Source organism: Thermoplasma sp. Kam2015 (assembly GCF_003205235.1).
GTDB lineage: Archaea > Thermoplasmatota > Thermoplasmata > Thermoplasmatales > Thermoplasmataceae > Thermoplasma.
Map to the genome: position 1 here is coordinate 47,777 of NZ_QJSM01000021.1, position 12,724 is coordinate 60,500.

Annotated in this window: 10 protein-coding genes and 1 tRNA gene; 4 read left to right on the plus strand and 7 right to left on the minus strand. The window is 44.7% G+C overall.

The window, feature by feature from the left end:
* The first annotated feature begins 25 nt into the window (after positions 1 to 25).
* The 3 genes from DMB44_RS04605 to DMB44_RS04615 are packed head-to-tail and all read left to right on the plus strand — an operon-like array spanning position 26 to position 5,097.
* Entirely contained in the window at positions 26 to 1,408 is a 1,383-nt protein-coding gene (locus tag DMB44_RS04605; RefSeq protein ID WP_110641312.1) for a TldD/PmbA family protein, read from the plus strand.
* Complete coding sequence (locus DMB44_RS04610) at positions 1,408 to 2,700, plus strand: TldD/PmbA family protein (protein ID WP_110641314.1); 1,293 nt, start codon at positions 1,408 to 1,410, stop codon at positions 2,698 to 2,700. The genes DMB44_RS04605 and DMB44_RS04610 overlap by 1 nt, the downstream gene beginning before the upstream one ends.
* 54 nt (positions 2,701 to 2,754) lie before the next feature.
* Positions 2,755 to 5,097, plus strand: a complete 2,343-nt coding sequence (locus DMB44_RS04615; protein ID WP_110641316.1) for a M1 family metallopeptidase — start codon at positions 2,755 to 2,757, stop codon at positions 5,095 to 5,097.
* 57 nt (positions 5,098 to 5,154) lie between these two features.
* On the opposite strand, the gene DMB44_RS04620 is transcribed toward DMB44_RS04615, so the two are convergent.
* From DMB44_RS04620 to DMB44_RS04650, 7 genes are all read right to left on the minus strand, one after another.
* Positions 5,155 to 6,801 carry a thiamine pyrophosphate-dependent enzyme gene (locus DMB44_RS04620; protein WP_110641318.1) on the minus strand — a complete coding sequence of 549 codons (1,647 nt, stop codon included), beginning with the start codon at positions 6,799 to 6,801 and terminating at the stop codon, positions 5,155 to 5,157.
* Between the two features lie 230 nt (positions 6,802 to 7,031).
* Complete coding sequence (locus DMB44_RS04625) at positions 7,032 to 7,241, minus strand: hypothetical protein (RefSeq protein ID WP_153280154.1); 210 nt, start codon at positions 7,239 to 7,241, stop codon at positions 7,032 to 7,034.
* The gene (locus DMB44_RS04630; RefSeq protein WP_110641322.1) at positions 7,216 to 8,190 is read right to left on the minus strand and encodes an ROK family protein; all 975 of its coding nucleotides are present in this window, start codon (positions 8,188 to 8,190) and stop codon (positions 7,216 to 7,218) included. The genes DMB44_RS04625 and DMB44_RS04630 overlap by 26 nt, the downstream gene beginning before the upstream one ends.
* A 63-nt stretch (positions 8,191 to 8,253) precedes the next feature.
* Positions 8,254 to 9,336, minus strand: a complete 1,083-nt coding sequence (gene aroC / locus DMB44_RS04635) for a chorismate synthase (RefSeq protein ID WP_110641324.1) — start codon at positions 9,334 to 9,336, stop codon at positions 8,254 to 8,256.
* Between the two features lie 79 nt (positions 9,337 to 9,415).
* Positions 9,416 to 9,988 carry a 2,3-diphosphoglycerate-dependent phosphoglycerate mutase gene (locus DMB44_RS04640; RefSeq protein WP_110641326.1) on the minus strand — a complete coding sequence of 191 codons (573 nt, stop codon included), beginning with the start codon at positions 9,986 to 9,988 and terminating at the stop codon, positions 9,416 to 9,418.
* A gap of 226 nt (positions 9,989 to 10,214) precedes the next feature.
* A complete protein-coding gene (locus tag DMB44_RS04645) occupies positions 10,215 to 10,973 on the minus strand; it encodes an SDR family oxidoreductase (RefSeq protein WP_110641328.1) in 759 nt (252 codons plus the stop codon).
* Positions 10,974 to 11,107: 134 nt separating this feature from the next.
* Positions 11,108 to 11,911 carry a GNAT family N-acetyltransferase gene (locus DMB44_RS04650; protein ID WP_110641330.1) on the minus strand — a complete coding sequence of 268 codons (804 nt, stop codon included), beginning with the start codon at positions 11,909 to 11,911 and terminating at the stop codon, positions 11,108 to 11,110.
* A 492-nt stretch (positions 11,912 to 12,403) separates the two neighbouring features.
* Between DMB44_RS04650 and DMB44_RS04655 the strand changes: the two genes are divergently transcribed.
* A tRNA-Arg gene (locus DMB44_RS04655) sits at positions 12,404 to 12,477 on the plus strand.
* Positions 12,478 to 12,724 lie beyond the last annotated feature (247 nt).

The window sequence follows — 12,724 nt, forward strand, 5'->3', positions numbered from 1 at the left end:
TATGATGTTTTTAAGGGGGTATGATATGGGAGGAGAATTTATTGACCGCATAATGGAATACGCTGGACAGAGATCTAAATATGCAGATGTTAGGTACATGGAGACCGAAGGCAGAGGTGCAGTGATCAGGAACGGAGAATTTGACGAATCGGTCTATGCCAATGACAGTGGATATGCCATTCGGGTTCTCAATGATTCCATAGCGATGGCGTATACGGATTCCGAGGACTGGGAGAGGATAAAGAGCATAATCGACGACGCCGTATCCAGATCCAAAAAGCCCGGCAAAAATAAGATATACCATGGGAAGGCAGAAAAAGCCAGCTGGTCAGAGATAGGTAATGATCGGGTACAGGATCACAGCCTGGAGGATATGATCAATATCTTGAAGGAAGCAGATTCAGTGGCCGCTGATGGATCCAGCGTCAGGATCAGTGCACTTTCAGACAGATACGTGCATCAGATATACGAGAATACAGATGGATCGCGCGTTGAGGGAACGTACTCAAGAATCTTCTTCAACTATCTGATCGGCGTTTCCGAGAACGACAGATACGAACAGTCTTCGGAGGAATTCGGATGGACAGGAGGCTATGAGATCTTCGATTTTCCATACATTTCTGAGTCCATGAGAAACGATGTATCCAACCTCAGAGAGATCATACTGGCACCTTCCGTTGAACCCGGAAATTTCGATGTTATAGTTGGCCCTGAGATATCAGGAATAGTTGCGCATGAGAGCGCAGGACATCCGACCGAATACGATCGTATATCCGGGAGGGAGGCTGCGCTAGCCGGAGAATCGTTTCTCACAGGTAAGAGGTTTCCGTACAGGATAGGATCGGACAAGGTGAGCGTTATAGACGATCCGACGATAAAGGGTTCTTATGGATATTATCAGTACGATGATGAGGGCGTGCATGCGAGGAAGAGATATCTCTACAGAAACGGATTCACGTCCGAATTCCTGCTGAACAGGGAGAGCGCATCATGGATAGGAACAGAAAGCAACGGATCCGGTCGATCCTCAGCATGGGATATGGAACCTCTGGCGCGCATGAGCACAACGTACATCGAGCCAGGCGATTACTCCTTTGAAGAACTGTTCGAGGATGTGCACAGGGGGATATACATTAAATCGTTCACCGAATGGAACATCGACGATATTAGGTTCAATGAACGTTACGTGGGCAAGGAAGCATATTACATAGAGAACGGAGATATACGCGGCAGAGTCAGGCGTCCTGTAATCGAGACAAACACCATAAAATTCTATTCCGCAGTTGATGCGGTGGGCAAGGATCTGCGTTTCAGCGCCGGCATATGCGGAAAGGGCGATCCGGAGCAGGGGGTTGAGGTTTGGATGGGCGGCCCGCACATGAGACTTAGAAACATGAGGATAAAGTGATGACCATGTTCGATCTGGATAAGGTATCAGGTTGTCTTGAGAAAAGGTTCGATGAGTTTTCCGTGATCATGTTCACAAACCACGACGAACAGATCAGGTTTTCCAATGGCAGCAGGGATCTTCATAATATATGGGAAGAATCCGTATTGAACGTCTTTGTTGCTAGAGGAAAGAGAACGATCATGACCACCATAAAGGAGGGATCCGATCTCGAAAAATCCATTGAGGAACTGTCAAAGAGGCTGGATCAGGCGCCAGAGAATCCATTGTTTTACGGTATAAATGACAGAAGACAGAATTATGCGATCTCAGACTCCTCAGACATGGCTCTTGACGCCGATGATCTTGCAGATCAGGCTATAAATGGCGCAGTGGATGCCGGATCTGAAAGAATGGCCGGATTAGTTTATGCCATGCGATCTAGGGTTGAGATCGCCACAAGATACAACAGAGGAAACTACAATTCCCTTGGTGTAGAAGCCGTTGTCCGATCCTTCAAGAACGATAGATCTGGTCAGGCCTGCGGACACAGTGGCATCGGAGGAAAGCTCGACGCCTACGCCATCGGAAGAAGATCAGCAGAGGGTATCCGAAATGTGGAGAAGCATGAAGGCAGAGAGGGACGCTACGACGTGATACTGGCTCCAATGGCTGCCGGCAACATATTGACCTCAGGATCCTACGCATTCTCCGCACATACCGTGATCTCGGGTCTCAGCTATCTTAAGGATATGATCGGAAAACAGGTCGCTTCGCCGATCGTTTCCATATACGATGATCCAACCGATACGATGGGAATGGCCTATCGTTTCTTCGATGAGGAAGGTACAGCCACAAAACGTGTTCCCATAATCGATCGTGGATCTCTGAAAACATATCTGCACTCAACATCCACAGCCAGGTACATGAACACCGAAACGACCGGAAATGCTGGCATTATCTCCCCCGAAGCATGGCAGATAGAGATGTCTGCAGGTGATCGAACACTTGACGAGATGATATCAGATATGCATGAAGGTCTGATGATAATGAATAGCTGGTATCTTCGTTTCCAGGACTACAGAAATGGAGTATTCTCAACTGTGCCCAGGGATGGGGTTTACTACATCAGAAACGGAGAGATAAAGGAGTACTGGGATGGCATAAGGATCAGCGATTCTATGCCATCCATATTGAAAAATATATCTGCGCTTTCGAGGGAAAGTGAGTATGTAAGGTGGTGGAATGAAATATTTCCGTCAAGATTTCCATATATGATTGTCAGTGGGCTGAACGTAACAAAGTCCTACTGACAATTTTTTGCATTTTGAGGAATAAGTTTTAAGCATAGTCAGCGATCCTTTCTCATGGAAGTAGAGAAGTACGATCTCACGTTGGATTTTGATATCAATAAGAGAACGTTCAATGGAACTGAAACCATAACCGCAGGGCCGGGTGAAATCGTTCTGGATGCCGTAGGCCTGCAGATCAACTGGATGAAGGTAAATGGTAAGGATGCTTCATATTCCTATGATGGCCAGATCGTCAGGGCTCAGGGCGAAGATCAACCACAGAAGATAGAAATATCGTTCTCCGGAAAGGTATCAGATTCGTTGTCTGGCATATATTATGCTGGAAAGGAGAACGGTATGATAACGACACACTTCGAGGCCACCGATGCCAGGCGTATGTTTCCCTGCGTCGATCACCCCGCCTACAAGGCAGTGTTTTCCATAACAGCGGTCATAGATAAGGAGTACGATGCCATATCCAACATGCCTCCAAAGCGTGTGGAGGTATCAGACAGGAAGGTGATCGAGTTCCAGGATACACCAAGGATGTCAACGTATCTACTATACATAGGTGTTGGGAAGTTCAGGTACGAGTATGAGAAGTACAGGGACATCGATCTGATACTCGCATCGCTCAAGGAGATAAGATCGAAATATCCGCTTGAGATAGCGAAGAGATCCATAGAATTCTACGAGAAATACTTCGGCATACCCTACGCACTGCCGAAGATGCACCTGATCTCAGTGCCGGAGTTCGGTGCAGGTGCAATGGAGAACTGGGGCGCGATAACGTTCAGGGAGATATACATGGATCTCGCCGAGGATTCTGCCATAACGGTGAAGAGAAATTCAGCAAACGTGATAGCTCATGAGATCGCGCACCAGTGGTTCGGCGATCTGGTCACGATGAAGTGGTGGAACGATCTGTGGCTCAATGAGAGCTTCGCTACGTTCATGTCCTACAAGACCATGGACAGCATCTTTCCCGAATGGTCATTCTGGGGCGACTTCTTTGTTAGCAGAACGTCAGGAGCACTTCGGTCAGATTCACTGAAGAACACCCATCCAATCGAGGTTGACGTCAAGGATCCAGATGAGATATCGCAGATATTCGATGAGATAAGCTATGGAAAGGGTGCATCCATACTCCGCATGATAGAGGATTATACTGGAAGCGAGGAGTTCAGGAAGGGCATAGCGAAGTATCTAAACGATCATAAGTACGGAAACGCTGAGGGTTCAGATCTCTGGACTGCAATAGAGGAAGTGTCCGGTAAACCTGTGAAGAGGGTCATGGAGTACTGGATAAAGAATCCGGGATACCCGGTCATAGAGGCAAGGTCAGAAGGCAAGAAGATCGTGCTGATCCAGAGACGCTTCCTTCTTGACGGAGATGAGGAAAGTGCATGGCCGATACCTGTAAACATCAAAAGAGGCCACGGCGTTGAAAAGATTCTTGTCGAAGGCAGGACAGAGATCGAAAAGGAAGACTTCATAAAGATCAACGCCGATAGCACCGGATTCTACAGAGTTCTGTACGACGACAGAACTTTCAGTACCGTTATCGATCACTACGCTGACCTTTCTCCGCTGGATCGCGTGGGCATGGTTGACGATCTCTTTGCCTTCCTTCTATCAGGAACGATAGATCCGGATACATACAGGGAAAGAATACGGAACTTTTTCAATGACGATGATCATAACGTAATAACATCGATAGTGAGCCAGATGGAGTACCTGCACATGCTGACGCACGCCTTCGACGATGAAGCCAGATCATTCTGCAGATCCAGGCTTGAGTATCTGATCGGGAAGGAAGACGAGAACCTCAGAATAGCCCTTGGACGTGTATCTAGGTTGTATGTGATAGTGGATGAGTCCTATGCTGAGGAGATGTCGAAGCAGTTCAAGGATCTGGATTCTGCTGACCCTGAGATGAGGAATTCTATAGCAACTGCCTATGCCCTTGTCACGGGGGATCTGAAGGGACTTCTGGAGAAATTCAGATCCATAGACAGGGACGAGGATCGCGTGCGTATAATATCTGCCTTCGGCAAACTGAAATCATCAACCGATCTCTCAACCATCTATGGAATGATAGAGAAGACGGAGATAAAGAAACAGGATATGATAACATTCTTCAGCTCTGCGATGGAGACTCTGCCTGGCCGTGAATTCCTCTTTGCGAACCTGGACAGGATAATAAGGCTTGTCATAAGGTACTTCACTGGAAACCGCACGGCATCAAGAACCGTAGAGATGATGCTGCCTGTGATAGGCCTGGATCATCCAGAGGCCGAGGATATAATGAGGAACATAGGATCAAGGAACATAAGCATGGGCCTGGCAAAGGGCACAGAGCTGTTGAATATTAACAGGAAGCTCCTCGAGAGACTCAAGCAATCAGGTTCAAAATAATATAATTTCATCTTCATTTATTTCTTAAATAAGAACACTTAAAATGGAATCAGTGGATCATTCCAGCTTTTCTCGCAGTATTGATGTCACATATCCCTTTATCTGTGAAAACATTAGCTTTGGTGGCATCGGGCGCTCATCTGCATAAACAACAGCATCGAGCACTGCAGGGCCACTGATCCTGAGAAATTCATCCACAGCCTCTTCTATCCTTTCTGGATCCTCAACCCTTATCCCCGTTATACCCATAGCCTCGGCGATCTTGGAAAAGTCTGGATTCATAAGATCCACGCCCCATTCTGGGTATCCCATAACCTCCTCCTCAAACTTTATCATTCCAAGCTTTGAATTGTTGTATACAACCACTTTTACCGGCCTAGAATATTTCTTCGCAGTTATGAGCTCCATCATTGTCATTGCAAAGCTCCCATCGCCGGTGATCGCTATGACCTGCCTGTCGGTTGCGAACGAAGCACCCACTGCACCCGGTATGCCAACGCCCATTGTACCAAGCCAGGGAGACAGCAGAAAGGTTCGCCCCTGACCGCCATTAATATGTCTTATGGACCAGACCGTCACGTTCCCTGTGTCAACAATGAAAACAGCATCCTTCTCCGCCTTCTTCGATATCACGCTCGTGAGAAATTCAGGTTTTATGGGCTTTGACCTGTCAGATTCAAGCTTTTCCATGTTTGCAATCCAGTCCTGTTTCTCTGCCGTCATATCTGTGTAGAATTTTTCCTTCTTTTCTGAAGGCTTAACCTGACTGAGAAAATCAGAAACCGTACAGTGATAGGCCAGATCAACATGGACTCTCTTACCTATGTTTGACGGATCTATATCCACCTGAATCACCTTCGCTTTTTCATTTATGAAGGAAACATATGGAAATATTGTTCCGAGAAGGATGACGAGATCCGCCTTCTTCATGGCCTCCACTGAGGGCTTTGTGCCCAGCAGACCAAGTGGCCCCATTACCTTTGGATCCTCGTCGCTGACGAGCCCCTTGGCATTCACGCTGTATATCACCGGAGCGCCTATCTTTTCGGCAAATTCATTCAGGCGACCGGTCTCCCCGATGACACCCCTGCCCATGAATATCAGCGGCCTCTTGCTGCCGTTTATCATATCTTCTGCTGGTTTTGGATCTATGACAAAGCGCGGATTATCCCTGAAATTATTGTCTATGGATCCGATCTCGGCATTCATTCTCAATACATCTACCGGTAGCGTTATGTGTGATACACCACGCTTGCTGACGCTCTCGCGGAAAGCTCTATTAATGATGTAGAACGCAGATTCAGGATTGACAATCTGTGCATTGAAAACAGAAACATCCTCAAAAAGCCTGTTAAGATCAACTTCCTGAAAATAATCATGATAGATGAGATCAGATTCAACCTGTCCTGTCAGGGCTATGACAGGCACCCTGCTCATCTTGGCTTCATATAGGCCATTTAGAAGATGTATTGAACCTGGGCCAGATGTACCCATGCATACTGTCAGCTGGCCGGTCAGTTTTGCCTCAAATGCCGCCTCAAGTGCTGCGCCCTCCTCATGTCTTGTCTGCACGAATTCTATCTTGTCCTGCATTCTCAGAGCATCCACCAGCGGGTTAATGGAGTCGCCAGGTATTCCATATATCCTTTTTACGCCAAGTTCAGCCAGTGTCTTTATTATCACTTCCGCAACCGTGTTCGCCATGTGGAATGATCATACCTCATCATATATAACGTTGATGAAAAATATTTCACTTCAACAACAAGATATAAAAAACTTAGAATTAATGAAGAAAAATAACCGGTTAATATTAACTTAGGAACGAATTTTCGGGTTTCATTGGAAAAACACCAACATAAATCCGATACAATATCTGAATGGGCGTAGTGTTACTCCACGTTATATATAACATATTTTAAATGATATCAAAAAAATCAGTAAAGCCGTGATTGGAGATCGCTGCCCTCTGTAAATATATCCGGAGCAAGATCGAATATATCGTATATCGGCTTTTTCTTCTTTCCTATGGGATATGCCGTCTTGTAATTCATGCACAGTGTGCACGGAGTGGCATAGGATGAGAAATGACACATTCCGTCTTCGTAGTAGAGGCACATCTCAATACTGCTTTTCTCTCTCGCCATGCATCTCCATCTCCGTGTACAGAGGAACCGATATCGCTGCAAGATCCGATCCATTTTCCAGGCCAGGAACTATCTTAAATGGCCTGTACATGCTCTTAAACTCCTCCTTCACCGCATCATTCAGCGGATCAAATAGATCCTTGCCAGCTTTCGAAATGCCTCCGCCTATTATCACCAGTTCTGGATCCAGTGTATTTATTATGTTAACGAGACCGACTGCAAGATAATATATGGTCTCCTCAAGCATAAGCTGGGAGAACATGTCACCTTGCCTCTTGCCTTCAAACACCTTCTCCGCAGTTATCTCGTTGGGCTTCAACTTGGAAAAGAAATCCGAGTCCCTAACTGCACGCAGGTTTTCAATGACTCTTCTAGCTATGGCCTTACCGCCGGCAAGCGCCTCAAGGCATCCACGCCTTCCGCATCCGCAGGTTGGGCCATTGACCATGATCACGTTGTGCCCTATCTCACCAGCCATCCCATGGGCACCGCGGTAAAGTTTTCCATTGATGAATATGCCTCCGCCGATTCCAGTACTCAACGTCATATAGACGAAGTTGTCCACATTCTTACCTGAACCAAAAAGACGCTCAGCTATTGCCGCCGCCTGTGCATCATTTTCCAGAAAAGTATCGGTCTTGTAATAGTCCTGAATTGGTTCAACTATGTTGAAATTGCTCAAACCAAATATGTTCGGTGAGGCTATGACCACGCCTCTGCTCCGATCTACAGGCCCGGCGAATATGATGCCTATCAGATCTGGTTTATCAACATGGGCTTTTTTTAGTGCGGCATCGCCCATTGTTATCATCTCTTCGATCAGTCTCTTTTTTCCCAGATGCTTTACAGTGGGCATTCTGACGTTTGAAAGTATTTTGCCTGAATCGTTACCTACAACAGTTGATATCTTTGTACCACCAACATCATATCCAAGAATATTCAACGACACGTTACTTACATTTTAATTTCATTTATAAGGGTATTGACATTGTTTCCTCTGCCCATATATACCTCATATATCTCCAATGTTGTATCGATCGACGCGCCCTGACTGTATCAGAAGATCAAGAAGAACAAACGAAGTCAGACATTCTATCACCGGAACGGCCCTTATGGCAACGCATGGATCATGCCTGCCCTTAACCGTTATCATGGATGGTTCGCCTTTCTCCAAGTTGACGGTTTTCTGCGGTTTATGTATTGATGGTGTTGGCTTGATGGCAACCGAGAATCTTATGGGCATTCCATTTGTTATGCCACCTAGTATACCTCCGTTATGATTGGTTGTCGTCATAATCTTTCCGTCAACGATTTCAAAGGGATCGTTTGCTTCCGATCCAAGCATTGTGGCCATTCTGAAGCCATCTCCGAACTCTATACCTTTCACAGCTGGTATCGAGAAGATGGCATGCGATATGGCACTCTCAACGGAATCAAAGAACGGTTCTCCCACGCCTCCCGGAAAGTTCTCTATGACCGTATCTATTCTACCGCCCACGCTGTCTCCCTCTTTCATGACCCTCATTATGAGATCATGGGCCTTCGCATCGCATTCAGCATCTGGCATTCTTGTCTCAAAGTCATAGACGTCACCGGTGATCCTATCGCATTCGACGTTTCCTATAGATCTCATATAGCTCTTCACCTTTATGCCAGTGTTTTCAAGATAGGCCTTGGCTATGGAGCCAGCCGCAACGATCGGTGCGGTCATTCTACCGGACAGGAAACCACCGCCCTCGTAATTTCTGAATTTACCGTATTTCAGAAACAACGTGTAGTCGCTGTGGCCTGGCCTGGGATTGTCCTTCAGCTCTTGATAATAAGAGGATATTACGTTGGTGTTCCTTATGAGGATCGTTATCGGACTTCCATCGGTATATCCTTCATGGAGGCCGGACACTATCTCAACTCTATCCTCCTCCTTCCTCTGTGACGTCAGGATGCCTGATCCTGGTCTGCGATAATCCATATACCGCTGTATGTAATCAAACGGTACCTTGAACCCGACCGGAAATCCATCTATCATCGCCCCTACAAGATCACCGTGAGATGAACCAAATATGGAAAGTCTGAGGATATTACCTATACTGAACATGCTTTCATCCTCAGGAAGACCTGATCGATAGGATCAGCATTCAACCTGATATGGCAAATGATAGCATATCTATATATATTCATTTTCTAAAGTGGTTCTTCACGGATTCGCTCAGTATAAGGGATCCTATTGTCAGAACGCGTTCCTCTTTTACAAGGACGGCTGACATGGAAGCATTCTTGATCTCGACGCTGAAACAATCAAACTCCCCAAGGCCAAGAAAATCGCAGAGAAGGCTCTTTATCGGATATGCATGGCTAACGATTATATAGCTGCCATCGTAATCGCTAACAAGCGATCGCATCCTCCTAACGTGAGATTCCCAGGGTTCCATCTCCAGTTCTTCCCTTGTACCGTACGGGATCTCCGTTATTCTGCTGTTATTATAGGGCCCAAATTCAGATTCTCTAGCGCGTTCATCCTTCACTATGGATAATCCTGTAGCAGATGCTATTATCTGAGCGCTCTGATAAGCACGGAGTATAGGGCTTGATATTATACCATCAAAATCAAGTTCCGCCAGTTGAGCTGCAGTTCTCTGAACCTGAAATACGCCATTCTCCGTTAGCGGATAGCGATCCTCATCGGTGGATATTATACCGTAAACATTTGTCTCGCTTTCTCCGTGCCTGACAAGAATGGCTTTTTCCATTGGAGCATGATATCTTTTTCAATTATTATCTTTTTGAGCTGATCGCGGTGATCGTGATCTGAAAATAGAGATGGTGTCAGAAAAACGAAGGAAGCATAATTGCGGGATCTAAAAAATAGGTTTATGGCAGATCTAGGTTCATAATATGGGTTTATACGGAATTATCAATTAATTCATATATTTCCTTTTTCAGGATAGAGTTTTTAATATGCTTAAAAGTACCACATCAAAGCGGAAATTTGGTTATTCCACCATCTACAGGTATATTTGCACCGTTGATATACGAGGATCTGTCTGAGAGGAGGAATTCAACGACCTCACCTATCTCCTCCGGCTCAGCCACCCTGCGAAGTGGAACGTCTCCGCTCAGTCTCCGCATACCCTCTGCCCGATCTATGCTATTTTTGATAACGTCGCGCAATCTATCGGTATTTACATAGCCTTGAGATATCGTATTTATTCTCACACCGAATTTTGATACCTCGAGTGAAATATTCTTTGCGAGTGATACCACTGCAGATCGGATCGATGATGATAGTGAAAAACCTTCCATGGGTTCTCTTACAGTCATCGAAGTCACGTACACGATGGATCCACCCTTCAGCCTTATCATATCCTTCAGCGCTTCCCTTGTAAGTCTTATCGTAGACATCAGAATCATATCTAAAGCGTATTTCCAGTCATCTTCGCTTAGATCCAGAAACGAGGCGACTCTTGGATCACCATAATTGACTACAAGATTTTCTATGCTTCCATAGATCTCGCGATGTTTTTCTAACACCTTCCCTATATCTTCGGATCTTGAAAGATCCGCACCAATTGTCACCGGCTCATTCCCATACTTGCTTTTCAATACATTCTTAACGGCCTGAAGCTTATTTTCGTCTCTTGAAAAAAGCGTCATTTTGTATCCACATCTTGCAAGTACCTCAGCGATGCCTTTTCCAATTCCGCTGGACGCTGCAGAGACTATCACATTTGGCATAATCTGTTTAACATGCCATCATATTATTAAATTTGCTCGTTTCATTCGTATGTAAATTTTATGACAAAAAACCATATGGAAATTTTTCAAATTATTTGATCTTAAATAGATAATCCACCACATGAGACATTATATCATGAATCATATGTGAATTCCCATATCAACATTGAGGAAGATGGTGTAAATGGAAGATCCTTCGAGATATCCTTCCGTACATAGAACATGATCCGACCGTTCAGCTTTCTATTTTCATCTATGAAAGATGCGACGTCGTCGCTATCGTTAATAACGAAATCTATACCTCCTTCATATGAATCAAAATATATTAAATTAGCCGAATCCACTATGAAATTGTTTCTGTAGGATTCGTATATGTGATACATGTGCTCAGAACATATGTATTTCCAATCAACTAGAACGCATCTGTATCTGCCAGAATACTCAGCTATAGATGGAACGATGTTTATGTTGGTTCCCTCTCTATTTTCGAAGGTGTAAACTTCGTACTCATCGATAGGATGGAAGCCTAGTTTTTTGACTAGATTGAGGGAGGGGGTATTCCATGAATATACTGCCGATCTTAGTCTTTTAGCCTTATCCCTAAGAAAATCCATCGTTTCTTGCATTATTCTCAGCCCGTATTTAGCCCCTCTGTGTTCAGGATCCACCCTCAATCCGCCAAGCATGATCGATCCATCAGACAGTTTATCAAAATGGATCGTGGCAACAGGTGAACCATCAACCCTGAGAACATATACCGAACCTTCCTCAACCCATTTCTCTATAATTTTATCGACATAGTCCTCCATTGTACCTGTGTTTCCGATGGTTCTGTAAAGATCGTTATAATATCCGACTCTCCACGTATTGGATGTGAATCGCTTTATCTCATCAACATCTGAATGTGTACCTCGATCAAATACGACATGTTTGGACATGTGCAACCCCCATCATTTGGCAATAGAGAAGCATTACTCAGATGAAATGCCTAAAATCATCATTTCATTCGTTATCAATATTCTATCATTTATGTTTTTCTTTCTTTAATATCAGCATCAATCATTAGACCACATTCATTATGGCTTTTTATGGGATCAAGATCTATCTTATTTCTGTATTAAAAGCACTTCTATACCGTCCTATCTAAGGAAAACTGTTATATTCCATCGTGTATAAGTGAAATATAGGGTGTTCCACTTCAAAATCTTTCAGGTAGTCGTTCAGTATGTAATTTGAACTTCTAAGAATAGTTTCTCCTACAAATATCCTGGGCGCCATATAACTAATCATATGAATGAACCGGATGCGATAAGTCTTCTATCAAATGTGTTTGATCTCATTGTAATGATTGAATATGTTATGTATCAGAAAAGATGAACATGGCACCACAACCTACGAGTTACTCATATACTATATCACGATTATCCCATGGGCCTGTGAGGTAGCCAGGATATCCCATCGGCCCTCGGAGCCGACAACCCGGGTTCAAATCCCGGCAGGCCCGCCTTCAATGCACTCTTGGATACACCTAAGCTGAGTCTTCGAACTTCCTTTCAGTGAAAAATTCTATCCACACGCGTATATTACGGAAGAGCCCAATATCGTGATGTACACGGGCTTGGTTTCGATCTATACAAGCCCTATTCCTATAAATCTTGCAAAGTATCTGCTGAATATTTCCATGGGAAATAGCTCATATATACCTTTCCAAAAAGTCCAATTTTTCAAACATTGCACAAACGATCATTTTT